Source organism: Paenibacillus humicus NBRC 102415, from assembly GCF_004000905.1.
Classification (GTDB): Bacteria; Bacillota; Bacilli; order Paenibacillales; family Paenibacillaceae; genus Paenibacillus_O; species Paenibacillus_O humicus.
In genome coordinates, this window is sequence record NZ_BIMD01000023.1 from 1 (window position 1) to 16,953 (window position 16,953).

General features: G+C 62.6%; 14 protein-coding genes. 13 read left to right on the top strand and 1 reads right to left on the bottom strand.

The genetic code is table 11. The features are described 5' to 3' along the window. The 4 genes from PHU01S_RS14610 to PHU01S_RS14625 all read left to right on the top strand — a co-directional run. Nucleotides 1-1,866: SbcC/MukB-like Walker B domain-containing protein (locus PHU01S_RS14610; protein WP_281279795.1), on the top strand; the 1,866-nt coding region annotated here is incomplete at its 5' end. A 93-nt stretch (nucleotides 1,867-1,959) separates the two neighbouring features. After that, nucleotides 1,960-5,637, top strand: a complete 3,678-nt coding sequence (addB, locus tag PHU01S_RS14615) for a helicase-exonuclease AddAB subunit AddB (protein ID WP_127508172.1) — start codon at nucleotides 1,960-1,962, stop codon at nucleotides 5,635-5,637. A 2-nt stretch (nucleotides 5,638-5,639) separates the two neighbouring features. Continuing rightward, a complete protein-coding gene (gene addA, locus PHU01S_RS14620) occupies nucleotides 5,640-9,776 on the top strand; it encodes a helicase-exonuclease AddAB subunit AddA (RefSeq protein ID WP_127508174.1) in 4,137 nt (1,378 codons plus the stop codon). 5 nt (nucleotides 9,777-9,781) lie between these two features. Beyond that, entirely contained in the window at nucleotides 9,782-10,372 is a 591-nt protein-coding gene (locus tag PHU01S_RS14625) for a hypothetical protein (protein ID WP_164763074.1), read from the top strand. Nucleotides 10,373-10,626: 254 nt separating this feature from the next. Here PHU01S_RS14625 and PHU01S_RS26350 read toward each other — a convergent pair whose 3' ends face one another. Continuing rightward, the gene (locus PHU01S_RS26350; protein WP_218032455.1) at nucleotides 10,627-10,776 is read right to left on the bottom strand and encodes a hypothetical protein; all 150 of its coding nucleotides are present in this window, start codon (nucleotides 10,774-10,776) and stop codon (nucleotides 10,627-10,629) included. On the opposite strand from PHU01S_RS26350, the gene PHU01S_RS14630 reads away from it, so the two are divergent. The 9 genes from PHU01S_RS14630 (at nucleotide 10,748) to yqfD (ending at nucleotide 16,948) form a co-directional block, all read left to right on the top strand. Further along, nucleotides 10,748-11,077, top strand: coding sequence for a hypothetical protein (locus PHU01S_RS14630; RefSeq protein WP_246029241.1), 330 nt, complete (start codon nucleotides 10,748-10,750; stop codon nucleotides 11,075-11,077). The two genes, PHU01S_RS26350 and PHU01S_RS14630, sit on opposite strands and share 29 nt — an antisense overlap. Before the next feature lie 231 nt (nucleotides 11,078-11,308). Next, entirely contained in the window at nucleotides 11,309-11,665 is a 357-nt protein-coding gene (locus PHU01S_RS14635; protein WP_049867688.1) for a histidine triad nucleotide-binding protein, read from the top strand. Nucleotides 11,666-11,750: 85 nt separating this feature from the next. Then, nucleotides 11,751-11,924 (top strand): 30S ribosomal protein S21, encoded by a 174-nt coding sequence (gene rpsU / locus PHU01S_RS14640; protein ID WP_005547957.1) that lies wholly within the window; start codon nucleotides 11,751-11,753, stop codon nucleotides 11,922-11,924. Nucleotides 11,925-11,939: 15 nt separating this feature from the next. After that, on the top strand, nucleotides 11,940-12,383 hold the full coding sequence (locus PHU01S_RS14645) for a GatB/YqeY domain-containing protein (protein WP_021881737.1): 444 nt from the start codon (nucleotides 11,940-11,942) through the stop codon (nucleotides 12,381-12,383). 300 nt (nucleotides 12,384-12,683) lie between these two features. Then, on the top strand, nucleotides 12,684-13,424 hold the full coding sequence (locus PHU01S_RS14650) for an NfeD family protein (RefSeq protein ID WP_164763075.1): 741 nt from the start codon (nucleotides 12,684-12,686) through the stop codon (nucleotides 13,422-13,424). 13 nt (nucleotides 13,425-13,437) lie between these two features. Next, nucleotides 13,438-14,433 carry a flotillin-like protein FloA gene (gene floA / locus PHU01S_RS14655; protein WP_049867686.1) on the top strand — a complete coding sequence of 332 codons (996 nt, stop codon included), beginning with the start codon at nucleotides 13,438-13,440 and terminating at the stop codon, nucleotides 14,431-14,433. A gap of 42 nt (nucleotides 14,434-14,475) precedes the next feature. Next, nucleotides 14,476-15,120, top strand: coding sequence for a hypothetical protein (locus tag PHU01S_RS14660; RefSeq protein WP_049867685.1), 645 nt, complete (start codon nucleotides 14,476-14,478; stop codon nucleotides 15,118-15,120). A 344-nt stretch (nucleotides 15,121-15,464) separates the two neighbouring features. Next, on the top strand, nucleotides 15,465-15,758 hold the full coding sequence (gene yqfC, locus PHU01S_RS14665; RefSeq protein ID WP_048744633.1) for a sporulation protein YqfC: 294 nt from the start codon (nucleotides 15,465-15,467) through the stop codon (nucleotides 15,756-15,758). Then, nucleotides 15,755-16,948 (top strand): sporulation protein YqfD, encoded by a 1,194-nt coding sequence (gene yqfD, locus PHU01S_RS14670; protein ID WP_049867683.1) that lies wholly within the window; start codon nucleotides 15,755-15,757, stop codon nucleotides 16,946-16,948. The genes yqfC and yqfD overlap by 4 nt, the downstream gene beginning before the upstream one ends. Nucleotides 16,949-16,953 lie beyond the last annotated feature (5 nt).

Below are 16,953 nucleotides of genomic sequence, written 5' to 3' on the forward strand. Positions count from 1 at the left end.
GAGGCGAGGCTTGGCCGCGAAGCGGAGCGGCTTGCCTCCGAGCTGGAGCAGGAGCGCATCCAGCGCCGCGCGCAGGCCGACGTGATGAGCGCGCTGGAGCTTGATGCGGAGCGTCTGCCTCAGATGCAGGAGCGGCGCGCTTTCATGCAGGAGAAATACAAGCTGCTGAAGCTGATGGCCGATACCGAGCGGCTCGCGGCGGAGCTGGAACGCGAGCAGGCGGATCATGAATCAGCCGCGAAGCGGCTGCGGCTCGATGCGGAAGAGCTGGAGCTGCGCTGGATCGAAGGGCAGGCGGGCAGGCTTGCGGCGCATCTGCATGACGGTCGGCCATGCCCGGTATGCGGCAGCGCGGAGCATCCCGCTCCCGCTTCCGCCGCGGACGGCGGCGTAAGCCGCGAGCAGCTGCAGGAAGCCAAGGAGAGGCTGCTCCATGTCGAAAGAGAGCTCAGCGCCGCAGCCGCGCAAGCGGCTGCGGCCCGAGGCCGCGGCCAGGAAGCTTGGCAACAGGCGGATGCGCTCGGAATCGGCCATGACCGGCTCGACCTGCAGCTGCAGGAGGCTTTGGCCGAGGGGCTCGGCCTCAAGGCGGAATGCGAGAGGCTGGCAGCGCTGCAGACGCAGCGGCAGGAGCTCCGTGAGGCGCTCGCTGCCCGCGACCGCCGTCTGGAAGAGCTGCAGGCGTCCAAGGAGAGGCTGCTGCAGAAGCTGCAGCCGCTGGCGCTGGACATAGCCGCCCGGAGCTCCCGCCTGGATGCGGAGCTCGAAGCTGTGCCGGAGCCGCTGCGCGACGCGGCGGCGCTCGAGAAGATGGCGGCCGAGCTGGAGGCGCGCTGCGCCAGGATGGACAGCTTGCTGAAGGCGGCGCGGGAGCGGCTGGCTGGAGGCTCGTCCCGGCTTGCCGAGGCGCGCGCCCGCCTGGATCAGCTGGCCGTGCAGGCCGAAGAAGCGGCCGCAGCCGGCAAAGACGCCGCGGAGCGTCTCCGCCTCGAGCTGGAGGCGGCGGGCTTCGCTTCCGGCGCCGAGTACCTGGAGGCAAGGCTGGACGAGGAGCTGCGCAAGCAGGGGGCGCGCGTCCTCGAAGCGTACCGGACGGAGCTTGCCGCGCAGCGGCGGCTTGTCGCCGAGCTGCGCAAGGAGCTGGAGGGATGCGTGCGCGGCGATGCGGCGGAGCTGGCCGCCGAAGCGGATCGCCTCAAGGCGGTCCGCGAGGAGGCGGACAACCGCTGGCGCCGCTGCAGGCAGCTCGCGGAGACCGCCTCCTCTCTCAAGGCGGCGGTCGGCGAGGCATCGCTCCGGTTCGAGGATTCGGAGCGGGCGCTGGAGGAAGTGGCCGATCTGCACGAGATGCTCAAGGGCGACAATGTGCTGAAGATGTCCTTCGAGCGGTATATCCTCATCGAGTTTCTGGAGCAGATCCTGTACGCCGCCAACGAACGGCTGCGGGTGCTGTCGAGCGGACAGTTCATGCTGGAGCGCAGCGGCCGGCTCGAGGCGAGAGGGCGTCAAAGCGGCCTCGGCCTCGACGTCTACGACAGCTACACAGGCCAGAACCGGGACGTGAAATCCCTCTCGGGCGGCGAGAAGTTCAACGCCTCCCTGGCGCTCGCTCTCGGCATGACGGATGTCATCCAGGCCCATCGGGGAGGGGTCTCCATCGAGATGATGTTCATCGACGAAGGCTTCGGCTCGCTGGACGAGGAATCGCTCGGAAGGGCGATCGCAGCTCTGGCGGACCTGCAGCGGGCGGGCAGGATGATCGGCGTCATCTCCCACGTCCAGGAGCTCAAGGACGCGTTCCCGGCCGTGCTGGAAGTGAGCAAGACGAAGGAAGGGCACAGCCGGACGAGGCTGGTGCTCAAGTAGCTCGGCAGCGGCAGCTATGGCTGCTCACATATCGCTCGGCCGCGGCAGCTATGGCTGCAGGCGCGAATACAGCCGTACAAGGAGGTTCGGCCCATGGGGCTTCGCATCATAACAGGAAGAGCGGGTACCGGCAAGACTTCGGCCTGCCTGGACGAAATCCGGGCGCTGCTGGCCGCTGATCCCGGAGGACCGCCGCTGATCCTGCTGACTCCGGAGCAAGCGACGTTCCAGACGGAATACGCTCTGCTCGGCAGCGGCTCGATCCGCTCGAGCCTGCGCGCCCAGGTGCTCAGCTTCCGCAGGCTGGCGCTGCGCGTCATGCAGGAGACGGGCGGGGCGGCGATCATCCCGGTCGGCGAGAACGGCAAGAACATGCTTCTCCACAAAATTGTCCATCGGCTGTCCTCCGACCTGTTGCTGTTCCGGGGAGGCACGGACCAGCAAGGCTTCATCGGCAAGCTCGGCGAGCTGCTGACGGAGTGGAAGCGGTACGGAATCCGTCCCGCCGACATCGAGGCGAGGCTGGGAGACGGGCCGAAGAGCGGCCCTGCCTCGCTGCTCTCGCGCAAGCTGCATGATTTGTCCCTGATTTACGGCGCCTTGGACGGAGAGCTTGCCGGGCTGTATATGGACGACGAGGATCATCTGCTCCATCTCGCGGAAGGCTTCGGAGACTGCGGCTCCCTGCGCGGAGCGCGGATCTGGGTGGACGGCTTCAACGGCTTCACGCCGAACGAGCTGTCTGCCCTCGGATCCATGCTGCGGCATGCGGAGCAGGTGACGGTAACCCTTTGCCTGGACAGGCCTTATGACGACGGCGTCCGTCCGCATGAGCTCGATCTCTTTCATCCGGCGGCGGATACGTATATCCGGCTTCGCGCTTTGAGCGAGGAGCTGTCGGTTCCGATCGATCCGTCAGCCGCATTGCCTGCCGATGCGCCGCCGCGATATGAGCGGGCCGGCATGCTGGCCCATCTGGAGAAGAACTTCGGCTGGTGGAGCCCGATGCCGAATCTCGAATCGGCCGGGGCTGCCGATGCCGTCGTCCTGACGGCAGCCGCGAACCGCAGGGCGGAAGTCGAGGCGGCCGCGAGGCAGATGCTCCGGCTGACGCGGGAGAAGGGCGCGCGCTGGCGGGAAATGGCGGTCATCGTGCGGCAAAGCGCGGAATACAACGATGCCATCCATAACGTATTTACGGACTACGGCATTCCCTTCTTCATGGATCAGAGCAAGGACGTCCTCCATCATCCATTGTCCGAATTCATTCGCTCCGCTCTGGAGACGGTCCTGTACGGCTGGAAGCATGAAGCGGTTTTCCGCTGCGTCAAGACGGAGATGCTGTTTCCCGAGGACGGCAGGATGGACCGCGAGCGCTACGACCGGCTGGAAAACTACGTTCTTGCCGCCGGCATCGAGGGACGGCAGTGGAAAAGCCCCAAGGGCTGGAAGCCTCTCCTGCGCGGCGGAGTGGAGGACGAGCCGGCGGAGGCTGATGCCCGCAGGCTGGCGGAATTCGAGGATCTGCTGAAGGCGCGCAAGGAGCTTGTCTCGCCTCTGGCGAGGCTCGAGCGGGCGATTGCCAAGGCGGGGACGATACGGGGCATGTGCGAGGCTCTGTTCGATTTCCTGGACCGGTCTGGAGCCGCATCCAGGCTGGAGCGGCGCAGCGAGAGCGATCTGGCCGAAGGAAGGCCGGGCTCCGCCCGCATCCACCGGCAGCTGTGGGACGGCGTCATGAGCTTGCTGGATCAGCTGGTGGAGATGGCGGGAGAAGAGGAGGTGCCGGCGGACTTGTTCGCCGGCATGGTCGAGACGGGACTGGAGAGCCTCAAGCTGTCCGCCGTGCCGCCTTCCCTGGATCAGGTCGTCGTGGGAACGATGGATCGGACGCGGACGGGAGATGTCCGGTTCAGCTTTGTGCTCGGCGCGAGCGACGGCGTCCTGCCGATGCGCATGCAGGAAGACGGCGTGCTGACCGAGAGGGAGCGGGAATCGCTCGGCGACCTGGGGCTTGAGATGGCTCCCGGCATGAGAAGGAAGCTGCTCGATGAACGTTATTTGATCTACAGGGCGTTCCTGTCTCCTTCGGAAGGGCTCTGGGTCAGCTGGCCGCTAGCCGACGAGGAAGGCAAGGGCCTCTATCCTTCCGAATATGTCCGGCATTTGAGAAAGCTGTATCCTTGGCTGGAATCCCGTCCTGCGGCGGCCTTTCCGGAGAAGGACGAGGGAGAGCGGGAGCTGCTCGAGTACATGGAGCTGCCGCAGCGCGCGCTCTCCTACCTGATGCCGAGAATCCGTTCCTGGATGGAAGGGGGAGAGCTTTCCGGCTTGTGGCGGGATGCGTACAATTGGTTCGCTGTCCGGCCGCAGTGGCAATCCAGGCTGCAGGCGATGCTGGATTCCTTGAGCTACGCCAACCAGGAGGCGGCGCTGACCAGGCGGACTGCGGACCGGCTGTACGGAAGCCGGCTGACGGCGAGCGTCACCCGGATGGAGAGGTTCGTCTCCTGCCCGTTCCAGCATTTTGCGATTCACGGCCTCGGGCTCAAGGAGCGCAAGCTGTACAAGCTTCAGGCGCCCGATATGGGCCAGCTGTTCCATGCGGCGCTCAGCCGAGTCGCCACGGAGCTGGGCGAAGGCTGGGGCAGGGCGGGCAGCGAGGAGATCAAGGCGATATCCGGGCGGGTCGTCGAGGAGCTGTCGCCCCGCCTGCAATCGGAAATTCTGCTCAGCAGCGGGCGCTACCGGTATATCGCCGGCAAGCTGAAGGACATCGTCAGCCGCGCCGCCGTCGTGCTGGGAGAGCATGCGCGCAGGGCGGAGTTCCAGCCGGTCGGGCTGGAAGTGGACTTCGGGCCGGACGGCACGCTGCCGCCGCTGGATATCGAGCTGCCCGACGGAGGCAGCATCCGCATCATCGGAAGGATCGACCGCGTCGACGCGGCCAGATCGGACAAGGGCCTGCTGCTGCGGGTGCTGGACTACAAGTCCAGCGCGACCCAGCTTCGCCTCGAGGAAGTCTCGCACGGCCTTTCGCTGCAGATGCTCACCTACCTGGACGTCCTGCTCACGCATGCCGAGAAATGGCTGGGCTCCGCTGCGCAGCCGGCAGGCGTCCTGTATTTCCACGTTCATAATCCCGTGCTCAGCGTTCCGTCGGGGCTTGAGCCGGACGAAGCGGCGGCGATGCTGCTCAAGCGCTTCAAGATGCGCGGACTGCTGCTCGACGACGCGGACACGGTGCGCATGATGGACGGCGCGATGGAAGGACGTTCCGACCTGCTTCCGGCGGGCTTCAAGAAAGACGGGACCTTCCTCAGCGATTCGGCTCTGGCGTCGGGAAGACAGTGGGAGCTGCTGCGCTCTTCGGTGCGGCGCACGATCGCGACGATCGGACAGTCGGTCAAGGACGGAGAGATCGCCATCCGTCCTTATCGCCTCGGTTCCAAGACGCCCTGCCAGTTCTGCTCGTACCGTCCGGTATGCCAGTTCGACCCGCTCAACGAGGCCAACGAGTACCTGAAGCTCGGGACTCCGGGCAAGGAAGAGGTGTGGCGGTCGCTCGAGGAGCTGGCGGAAGCCCAGGCGGAGCCGGCTTGCGCCGCGGATATGAATTCCGAACCCCTGCATATGGATCCTGCACCCGGGGATATGCAATCCGCACCCCGGGATATGGATCCCGCATCTCGGGACAGGGTATCCGGGGATATGAGCCCGTTGAAAGGAACGGCGGATCGGGATGAAAATGGAGATGGAAGGAGGAGTTGAAGATGGCGATGGAAGGCTGCATTCCCAAACCGGAAGGATCGACCTGGACCGACGATCAGTGGCGGGCCATTACGGCTCGCGGCGAGGATGTGCTCGTCGCGGCCGCGGCCGGCTCCGGCAAGACGGCCGTTCTCGTCGAGCGGATCATCCGCATCATATCGGAGGATACCGACGTGGACCGGCTGCTCGTCGCCACCTTCACCAAGGCGGCCGCGGCGGAGATGAAGGAGCGGATCCGTACGGCTCTGGAGGCCGCTCTGGAACGCGATCCGTCCTCGGAGCATCTGCGGCGTCAGCTGGCGCTGCTCGGCAGGGCATCCATCACGACTCTGCATTCCTTCTGCCTGGATGTGATCCGCCGTTACTATCCGCTGATCGGCCTTGATCCCGGATTCCGGGTCGCCAACGAGACGGAGGCCGAGCTGCTGCGGCTGGAAGTGCTGGACGAGCTGTTCGAGGAGCGTTATGCCGGAGATGCCGGCGGCGACGGGGATTTCCTCCGCCTGGCGGACCGCTACGGCGGCGAGAAGGGCGACGAGCCCTTGTACCGGCTTGTCCAGCAGCTCTACGACTTCTCGCGGTCGCAGCCTTGGCCGGATGATTGGCTCCGTGCGATGGCGGCCGCTTTTTCCGCCGGCGGACCGGAAGAGCTGCAGGGCAGCCCTTGGGTCGCGGCGCTGGAGGCGGATATCGCGCTCGCGCTGGGCGGCGCCAGGCTTGCGCTTCAGGAAGCGCTTCGGATGGCGCTCTTGCCGGAAGGGCCTTCCGTTTATGCCGACACGCTGCGGGAGGATCTGAGTCTGGTCGCCGGACTGACGGAAGCGGTCGCAACCCGTCCTTGGGACGAGTGGCGGGACGCCTGGCAGCTGGCGGGGGGCTTCGGCAGGCTCAAGTCCGTTCGAGGCGGCGACGCCGACAAAAGCCTTCAGGAGCGGGTCAAGGATCTTCGGGACGAAGCGCGCTCGCTCGTGGATGAGCTCGGCAAGGAGCTGTTCAGCCGCTCGGCCAAGCAGTATGCGGCCGAGCTGGAGCAGCTGGCGCCGCTCATGCGCGCCCTGGCGGAGCTCGTCATCGAGTTCGACGGGCGCTATCAGCTGGCCAAGCGGAAGAAGGGGCTTCTCGACTTCGGGGATCTTGAGCATTACTGCCTGCAGATTCTGCGGGCGGACGACTCCAGGCCGGGCAGCAATCTGCCTTCCGCCGCAGCGCTCGATTACCGCAAGCAATTCCGCGAGGTGCTGCTGGACGAATACCAGGATACGAACCGGGTCCAGGAATCCATCGTCGAGCTGCTGACCGGAGTCGCCGGAGAAGGAGAAGGCGGCACCCGCTTCATGGTCGGGGACGTCAAGCAGAGCATTTACCGGTTCCGCCTGGCCGAGCCGGATCTGTTCCTGGAGAAATACCGTCTGTTCCGGCCTGCCCGGCGAACGGAGGCACTCGGCGAGGCAGAGGCGGCAGGCACGGATGCGGGGGCTCCCGGGCGCCGGATCGATCTGGCCCGGAATTTCCGCAGCCGGCTGCAGGTCGTGGACGGAGTGAATGCGGTTTTCAAGGCATTGATGAGGGAATCCGTGGCGGAGATGGAATACGATGAAGCCGCCGAGCTGGTGCTGGGGGCAACGTATCCCGACCCGGATCCTCCGCGCGCCAACCGGATCGAATTCGCGCTGATCGACCGGGAAGGCACCGGCGGGCGCAGCGTCCGCGAAGCTCCGGCCGAGCAGGCGGAAGGATCGCCGGAAGCGGAGCAGCGGGAAGAAGCGGCCGACCTGCAGACCGCCCAGCTGGAAGCCCGCTATATCGCCGGACGCATCCGGCAGCTGCGGGAAGAAGGCTTCGCCGTTCATGACCGCAAGGGCAAGCGGGGACTTGCCTGGAGGGACATCGTCATTTTGCTGAGGGCGACGAAAGCCTGGGCTCCCATCTTGATGGAGGAGCTGCAGGCTGCCGGTATTCCCGCTTACGCCGAGCTTGGCAGCGGATACTTCGACGCCGTCGAGGTGGAGGTCATGCTTTCGGCGCTGCGGGTCGTGGACAATCCTTATCAGGATATTCCGCTCGCCGGGCTTCTCCGCTCGCCGATGTTCGGGCTGAACGCCGAGGAGCTTGCCGGAATCCGGATCGGGGGAGGCAAAGGCTACTTCTACGAAGCGGTTGTCAAGGCAGCCGACGACCTGCTTACGGAAGGAGGACTGCGCCGCAAGCTGTCGCTGTTCCTTGGCAAGCTGGACGAGTGGCGGGACGCTGCCCGCCAGGGCAGCCTGGCCGACCTCATCTGGCGCATCTACGGCGAGACCGGTTATTATGATTGGGCGGGCGGTCTTGCCGGGGGCATGCAGCGTCAAGCGAATTTGAGGTCGCTGCACGACCGGGCGCGCCAGTTCGAGGCGGGCACCGCGAGGGGACTGTTCCGCTTCCTCCGCTTCATGGACCGGATGCGGGAGAACGGCGGGGATCTCGGCACGGCCGGCGCTCTCGGTGAGGGCGAGGACGTCGTGCGGATCATGTCCATCCATAAAAGCAAGGGACTGGAGTTTCCGGTCGTCTTCGTCGCTGGACTGGGCAAGAAATTCAACCAGCAGGATATGAGCGCGCCGTTCCTCATGCATAAGGAGCTCGGCTTTGGTCCGAAGTTCATCGATCCGGACCTGAGGCTCTCCTACCCGACTCTACCGTGCCTGGCGATCCGCCGCCGGATGAGAATGGAGATGCAGGCGGAGGAGCTGCGGGTCCTGTACGTGGCGCTCACCCGCCCCAAGGAGAAGATGATTCTCGTCGGCACGACGGACGATGCCGCGAAGACAACCGAACGGTGGGCATCGGCGCTGGACGAATCCGGCCGGCTGTCGGATTATCGGATCGCCTCCGCGCGCCGTTTTCTGGACTGGCTCGGACCTCTGGCCGGAGCGGGCATGATGGATATCGCCGCCATGCCGCTTGCCGAGGCGGAGAGGACAGCGCCGGAGGAAACGGAGCGGGAGCTTCGAGACCGCCCGGACGGCGAATCCCCGCCAGCTTCTGAAGGAGCGGCGTGCGGATCGACCGCCCGCGAGCCGCATGCCGGCGGCTTGGAGCCGGCTGCGGAATCTGCGGCTGCAGACCAACCGGCCGCCAGCTCCGATGGAGCCGCCGAGGCCGCCGCTCCTGCCGGCAAGCCGCTTCAAGGCCGGAACGGCTTCGAGGAATGGGAAGCTGGTGTCGTGCCGTATTACACGCTAGGCTCCGAGGCGGCCGCAGCCGCCGACTCCGGCTCGGCCGGACCGGACCCGGACGAGCTGCAGGCGGTGCTCGGCATGATTCCGATCGCGGCCGGCGGCTGGGAGGCCGAAGTGGAGCGGCGGCTTTCATGGGAATACCCGTATGGAGAGGCATCGCGCATAGCGGCCAAAACCTCCGTGACGGAAATGAAGCGCATGAGGGGAGAAGCCTACCGGACGGAAGACTCCGCTGCTTACGAGGAAGGTCCTTTCGTCGACAAGAACGGACTTCCGGCTGTGCCGGAGGCTCTCGGCTCCCATGGCGTCAGCCGCAGCGCGCAGCCGCGGACAGAGGGCTCCTCCTTCCGACTCCGCAGGCCTCAGTTCATGGAACGCAAAAAACTGACGGCAGCCGAAAAGGGGACCGTCCTCCATACGGTCATGCAGCACTTGCCGCTGGCCGGCAGCATCAATCAAGCGGCGGTGGAGGATACCGTAGCCGAGCTTGTCCGGAAGCGGATCCTGACCGAGGAACAGGCTTCTGCCGCCGATACGGCTTCGGTCGTCGCTTTCTTCGAGGGAAGCCTCGGCCAGAGGCTGCTGCGCTCGTCCAAAGTCCGGCGCGAAGTGCCGTTCAGCAGCACGCTTCCCGCAGCGCGCGTATATCCCGGCACGAGCGCATCGGAGGCCGGCGAGCCCGTGCTGATCCAAGGCGTCGTCGACTGTCTGTTCGAGGAAGGGGAGAGGCTCATCCTCGTCGATTACAAAACCGACCGTCTGGTCGGCGGCGCATCGGAAGCGGCCGAGAAGCACCGTTTCCAGCTGGAGCTGTACGCCTCCGCAATCGAAGCGGCGCTCGGCAGGCCCGTCGATGAGCTTCACATCTATTTCCTGGACAGCCGCGAGGCCGTTCAGCTGACTCCTGACGAAAAGGAATGATTTTGTTGGAAGCATCATCGCCACCGGAAACGACCAAGCGCTCCTATGCGCTCGCCGTGACGCTCGTGCTGCTCACGGCCAGCCTCATCGGCAACGTGTTCTTATTCTCCCTGCATCTTCAAGACAAGCAGCGGGACCGCGTGGACAAAGGAAAGACGATCCTGCAAAGCATGGGCGGGACGAGCCAGGCTTTGTCGAATCTCGCGGCTCTGCTCCCTTCGATGGAAGAGAAAAGCGGAGCGGACAAAGACCGGGCCATCTATGATGCGGGCGCCTTTTTCCTGGGACAGTCCGGTTCGCTCCTGACTTTGATGGACAGAGGCGAGGAATACAGCGCGGACGCCTCCAAGTGGCCGGCGGATTACAAGCAGTCGGCCGCTGCGTTCGTGGAAAAGGCCGGCAAGGTTATCGTCTCCGGCACCAAGGAGGACAAAGCCCGTCTTGCGCAGACGGCTAAGGAGCTGGCCCGGCTGCTCGGGGGCGTCGACTTTTCGATCGACAGCAAGGAACGCGCTCTGACGATTCAAGCCGAGAAAGGCTGGCCCGACATCTGCCTGCAAATGCTGAACGTCATGGAAGCATACTTGAAAAGCTGATCGCCATGCTCGGCTTCTTCGCGGAAAGGCGGCCCTCAGGCTGCTTTTCTTTTTTTTGCCTCTCGCGCCAGGCGGACTGCATGTCGACGGCCGCAGCTGCCGCACTTTTTTTCCGGCGCTTCTCTTCATTTATCTAATTTATCGGGACAAACAACCATCCGCCCATGGGCTGCATAGGATAAGGCAGAACCTATGAGGAGTTGGTCTTCTTTGGAACCTGTCAATCCTGTTGCGACGACGCTGCCCGCCGCGCATCATAAAACTTCCACGGCACCGGTCGCCAAGCCTTCCACGGCGCCGGCCGCAAAGCCGTCTACGATGCCCGTCATGCCGGAGCCGTCGATTCCAGCGCCGATGCCGGCGGCTCCGCCGGTCATGAATACGACGATCAACGTGCTGGTCATGGAAAAGCCGGAGATGAAGCATTTCTGCGACAACCACAAATACCGGTACGTTCTTGCCCACACGAAAGACGGCTGGTGCTGCGACGGCTTCATCGAGCATTATGACGACGAGTATGTCTGCCTTGCCATCCCATGCGACATGGGCGAAGTCCATCCGCGCGCATTCGGACCGGGCTTCGGGCCGGGCTTCGGACCTTATCCGCCGCTGTATCCATATCCATACTACCCGCGCCGCCGCTTCGCGCGCGCCGTATTCCCGCTGGCTGCCCTTGCCGGCATTACGCTGCTGCCCTTCCTGTAGTCTCCGGCATTCCGTTCGCAACGGCCGCGAAGCCGCCCCAAGCCGGCTTCGCGCTTCTTCTCCGGCATGGAAGGACGAGCCTTGGGAGGCCCGATGGGGCCGGCATGGATTGCGGAGGAGAAAGGCCGCATGCCGTTCCCGAAAAAGCTTCTCAACTTCATTAGACGGCAAGCCTCTTTTGCGCTACAATAGGGGGATCAAGGTCTGGAGACGAAGGAGCTGTCGGGAGCTGTGAGCGATTGTATATTTTGCAAGATCGTTGAAGGAACCATTCCCTCCACCAAAGTCTATGAAAGCGCCAATGTTCTTGCTTTCCGCGATATCATGCCTGCGGCGCCCGTACATATTCTGGTCATCCCCAAACGCCATATACCGACGATGAACGACGTGCTCCCCGAGGACGGAGGGCTCATCGCCGAATTGGTCCAGACGGCCGCGTCGCTTGCCAAGGAAGAGGGCATCGACGAGTCGGGCTACCGTCTGATCAACAACTGCAACGCCGACGGAGGGCAGACGGCTTACCATCTGCATTTCCATCTGCTTGGCGGCCGCAAATTAGGCGCTTTGGTGGAAGGACACTCGAGTTGACACCGGCTTTCTCTTTGAATTATAATGAAGATTGATAAGCCGTGTTCATGCTCTGGACCGTCTGTTTCGGAGGGAGGGATAACAAGTGTCTGAAACGAAAGTTCGCAAAAATGAGACCATCGATGCTGCACTCCGCCGCTTCAAGCGTTCCATTGCTAAGGACGGTGTCCTTGCAGAGGTCAAGAAGCGCAAGCATTACGAGAAGCCGAGCGTTAAGCGCAAGAAAAAATCCGAGGCTGCGCGTAAGAGAAAGTTTTAGGAGGATCCTTCCGATATGAACCTGAGCGAACGATTGAACGACGATATGAAGCAAGCCATGAAGAATCAGGACAAGTTCAGACTCACTACGATTCGAATGGTGCGCGCCGCAGTGAAGAACCTGGAGATCGACCTCAAGCGTCCGCTTGAAGACGAAGAGGTTCTTGACATTGTGAGTCGTGAGATCAAACAGCGTAAAGATTCCCTCCAAGAATTTCAAAAAGCGGGCCGCGAAGATCTTGCAAAAGATGTCGCAGCAGAAATTGATATTATTAGTGTTTACCTTCCCACGCAGCTGACCGAAGAAGAAATCAAAGCAATAGTAGAGCAGACCATCCAGGAAACCGGTGCTTCTTCCAAGGCCGAGATGGGTAAAGTCATGAGCGCCCTTATGCCTAAGGTCAAGGGACGCGCTGACGGTAAGCTAGTAAACCAAACGGTACTGCAATTTCTGCCCTAACTCGGACCACTCAGACACTCCCCTCCGGGGAGTGTTTTTTGGTTTCAACGGGGAAATGCTTGTCATGCGGGACTCATGCACGCCATACAGCTACTTATAGCGGTATTTGCGCCGAATTTAAGCGAAACCAACCGCATTCGGCCAACGTATGTAAAAGGTATACGAATAAAAGGTTACCAATTGAAACAAGGGGGTGTTTCAGTGGGAATAGGAAAAAAAGCAGGGCAGGCGATCGAATCAAGATTTCGAGACGAAAAGGCAAAGGAGTCCGGCCATTCTCATTTCTCCGGGTTCAAGAAAATGATGGCTCTAACTGCGGCAGGGCTGCTCTTGCTGCCGTCCCAAGGCTTTGCGTCGGAATCCGGCATGCTCCTTGGTGCCCAGGCGGAGCCGGCAGGCAGCTGGCTGTCGAGTCCAGCGGTGGCGGCGATCCTGCTCTTCATCGGATTTGCCGGGACGATGCTGGCGCTGCTGCTGTCGGGCTTCGCTGCTCCGGGCCTGATCGGCATCGCGGCATTCGGACTCTTTTTCCTTGGTGCCCATCAGGCGGGATACAGCGACGGTTATGACGTCTTCTTCTTTATTCTAGGCGTTTTGCTGCTGGCGCTCGAGCTGTTCGTGCCGAGCTTCGGCATTTTGGGCATACTGGGAGCATTGGCTTTGTTCCGAGCGGTTCTGATGAGCTTCGAGGACAGCTTCACCGCGGTCGTCTGCATGCTTACCGCGCTTGCCCTCGCGGTCATTGTTGTAACCGCTGTAGCGCGGCGTTTCAGGGACCGGGGCATATGGAACCGGTTTGTTCTGCGGGACAGACTTACATCCGAGGAAGGGTTTCTGCCCGCCGCCTCCAAGGAGCAGCTGCTGGGACAGCGCGGCATTACCATTACTCCGCTTCGTCCTGCAGGAATCGTAGAGATTGGCGGGGAAAGAATCGACGTCGTGACTTCCGGCGAGTTCATCGCCCAGCACGCCGCGGTTCGGGTATCGCGCGTCGAAGGCACCCGCGTCATCGTCAAGGAATCAACGAATAACGACCAATAAAGGAGTCGATGGAATGGACTATAGTTCCGTAGGGTATGTAATTGCCGCAATTGTGGTTATCGTCGTCATCGCATTGTTTCTGAGTTTCTTTCCCGTCATGCTGTGGATCTCGGCGCTCGCTTCGGGCGTGCGGATCTCGATCCTCACGCTGTTCGCGATGCGCTTGCGCCGCGTAACGCCGAGCCGGATCGTCAATCCGATGATCAAGGCGACGAAGGCCGGTCTCGGCCTGTCGATCAATCAGCTCGAGAGCCATTACTTGGCCGGGGGCAACGTCGACCGTGTCGTCAATGCCCTCATTGCCGCGCAGCGCGCCAATATCGAGCTCGAATTCGCCCGCGCCGCCGCCATCGATCTGGCCGGCCGCGATGTGCTTCTCGCCGTGCAGATGAGCGTCAACCCGAAAGTCATTGAAACGCCTACCGTCGCTGCTGTCGCCAAGGACGGCATCGAAGTGAAAGTCAAAGCCCGCGTAACGGTGCGCGCCAACATCGAGCGCCTCGTCGGCGGCGCTGGCGAAGAGACGATCATCGCCCGTGTCGGCGAGGGCATCGTTACGACCGTAGGCTCCTCGAATTCCCATAAGGACGTTCTGGAGAATCCGGATCTAATTTCCCGCACCGTGCTCGGCAAAGGCCTTGACGCCGGAACGGCTTTCGAAATTCTGTCGATCGATATCGCGGACGTCGACGTAGGCAAGAACATCGGGGCGAACCTGCAGACCGAGCAAGCGGAAGCCGACAAGCGCATCGCCCAGGCGAAGGCGGAGGAACGACGCGCGATGGCGGTTGCCCAGGAGCAGGAAATGAGGGCGAAGGTCGTCGAGATGAGAGCCCGCGTCGTGGAATCCGAATCGCAGGTTCCGCTCGCCATGGCCGATGCCCTCAAGTCAGGCAAAATCGGCGTGATGGATTACATGAACCTCAAAAATATCGAAGCGGATACCCAAATGAGAGGCAGCATCGCAAAACCGGAAGGCGGAGCGGGCGACGGCAAGCAGGACCGCTGATCCCATGCCTGCTTTTCTTCCAGAGGAGGTGGGTACCTGCCCGTGGACAACAATCCAATCGAAGCTTTGATCCGCTTTATCGTAGAGCACATTTATCTCGTCTTTATTGTCGGCGGCGTCATCTGGTCGATTTTCAGCAAAATGGCGAAGCCAGGCGCCGGGCCTGGTCCCGGACCGCAGCGGAGGCCGTCGGGAATGCCTGATTTCGGAGGGGGCGGCATGCCGCAGCGCACATCGGGTCCCCTGCAGCGCACCGAGGTCCCGGCACAGCGTCCGGAACCCCCCGTTCCGGGGCCGGCCCGTCCGCCTTCAGTTTCCGCTCGTCCATCGTCCGCCGGCCCGCTCGGACGTGCCGCAGATCGCCGTACGGGCTCCATGGAGCCTTCCGAGGAAGGCCTGAGCGGCGGTGAAGGCCTGAGCGGCGGCGAAGGGAGATCGTCCGAATGGGCGGAGCCCTGGACAGATGCTCCCGCTTTTCCCGAAGCATTGCCTTCCGTACGCAGAGGCGAGCTCGACGACCGGAGCATGGACAGCTCCAGGCGTCAGCCGCTGCGCCAGCAGCAGGCTTCGCCTCCCGAAGCTGAGGCCGCGCGCGCTTCCGGCCTGACAGGGGAAGAGATAAGACAGGCGGTGCTGTGGGCCGAAATCATCGGACCGCCGCGCTCCCGCAAGCCTTACCGCCGCTAAGCCGTTCAGCTTGATGTCCTGTCTAAGGCCGCAGCATGGAGAACATCCATGCTGCGGCCTTTTTGCCATGGACAAGGGATGAACGTCATCGCACCGTTGCGGAGCAAAGCTCGCGAGATGCGCCGCCCCGGCCTTCGAACTGATCCGGCAACATGTCTCCAAGCCGCTCTCGTCCGTTCATAATCGGGCCGCTCCCTGCATACTTTTTAAGAAGAAAAGACAGCGGATGGATGCAGGCATTCTGTTCTACTCTTCGCAAAGCAGCGGCCTTCCGCCCTTATTGCCGGCGGCGAAGCCGATGTCCTTGCAGAGAAAAGCTGTACGGAGGGAGAATGGACACCTCAATGGGCAAGCTGAGCCGAAGAATGCGCAAATGGACGGCCGATATCCTCGATCTGCCCCAGGATGTGGCCTATGATCTTCCCCGGATGATCATGATCGGGGACCGTCAGCTTTATATTGAAAACCACCGCGGCGTGATTCATTTCTCGTCGGAGCAGCTTAGGCTCAAGCTCAGCAAGGGAGAGCTCGAAGTCAACGGGATGGACCTCATCATCCGTACGATCTGGACGGAAGAGGTGTTCATCGAGGGCAGAATCACTTCCGTAAACCTGAAGGACGGGGAGGGAAAACGATGAATGAGGGATGGTTGCCGCGGCTGCGGGGAATCGTCACGGTGCGGCTGCGCGGTGGCGCCCAGGAAGAGCTCGTCAACGACTGCTTGAAGGACGGGCTGGCGCTGTGGTCGATCCGGCGGACAAGCCCGGAGGAAATGGAGTTTGCCGTGCAGGTGCCGGACTTCTTCCGGCTGAAGCCGTATTTGAAGCGGACGGGCTGCCGGATTCATGTGACGCGGCGGCGGGGGCTGCCGTTCTGGCTTCGCAAAGCGGCGAAGCGCAAGTTTTTTGCGGCCGGCATCGTCCTCTTTTTCGCGACGATGTTCCTGCTCTCTTCTCTGGTATGGACGATCGAGGTGCGGGGGACGGAGCGGATCAAGCAAGAGGATCTGCTTGCCGCGGCGAAGGCGGAAGGGGTGTATCCGTTCCAATGGTCCTGGAAGCTTCCCGAGCCCAGCCTGCTGGCGGCCAAGCTGTCGGCGCGCTTGCCGGATGCGGCATGGATCGGCGTGGAGAAAAAAGGGACAAGAATCATTTTCCAGGTGGTGGAGTCCAAGCGTCCCGATGCCGCCAAGCTGAACAGCCCGCGCCATATCATCGCATCCTCGGATGCGGTCGTGACCCGCATCATCGCCGATAAGGGAAGGCCGGTCGTCCGAGTCAATACCAAGGTGAAGAAGGGCCAGACCTTGATTTCCGGTACGATCGGAGAACCGCCCAATACGGCTACCGTCGTTGCCGATGGAGAGGTGCGCGGCCTTGTCTGGCATGAATATGCGATCGTTTCTCCGCTAAGCATCCAGACCCATGTTTATACCGGGGAGAGCAAGACAAAATGGTCGGTCGTCCTGTTCGGCAGGGCGCTGCAGGTGAGCGGGTTCGGAGCCAACCCCTTTGCCCAGTCGCAGACGCAGGAGAAGCTGGAGAATCTGGGCTGGCGGGGACTGAGGCTGCCGGCAGGACGGCTCAAGGAGACGGTCATGGAAACCCGGGTGGAAGAGAAGACGCTTACCCGGGAGGAGGCCGTGCAGGCGGGCATAGAGAGAGCAAAAGCGGATCTGATGTCGAAGGCGGGGGCGGATGCTGTCGTGAAGGAGCAAAAAATTTTGCATGAGAAGACGGACAATGGTAAAGTTTATATGAAAGTTCTGTTGGAAGTGGACCAATCGATCGTGAAGGAAATGCCACTAGTTCAGATGCAAGGAGAATGAGGAAC

Coding starts and splice junctions, on each gene's coding strand:
- addB (WP_127508172.1), top strand. CDS start 1,960: ATGGGGCTTCGCATCATAACAGGAAGAGCGGGTACCGGCAAGACTTCG.
- addA (WP_127508174.1), top strand. CDS start 5,640: ATGGCGATGGAAGGCTGCATTCCCAAACCGGAAGGATCGACCTGGACC.
- PHU01S_RS14630 (WP_246029241.1), top strand. CDS start 10,748: ATGAATACGACGATCAACGTGCTGGTCATGGAAAAGCCGGAGATGAAG.
- PHU01S_RS26350 (WP_218032455.1), bottom strand. CDS start 10,776: ATGACCAGCACGTTGATCGTCGTATTCATGACCGGCGGAGCCGCCGGC.
- PHU01S_RS14645 (WP_021881737.1), top strand. CDS start 11,940: ATGAACCTGAGCGAACGATTGAACGACGATATGAAGCAAGCCATGAAG.
- PHU01S_RS14650 (WP_164763075.1), top strand. CDS start 12,684: ATGATGGCTCTAACTGCGGCAGGGCTGCTCTTGCTGCCGTCCCAAGGC.
- floA (WP_049867686.1), top strand. CDS start 13,438: ATGGACTATAGTTCCGTAGGGTATGTAATTGCCGCAATTGTGGTTATC.
- yqfC (WP_048744633.1), top strand. CDS start 15,465: ATGGGCAAGCTGAGCCGAAGAATGCGCAAATGGACGGCCGATATCCTC.
- yqfD (WP_049867683.1), top strand. CDS start 15,755: ATGAATGAGGGATGGTTGCCGCGGCTGCGGGGAATCGTCACGGTGCGG.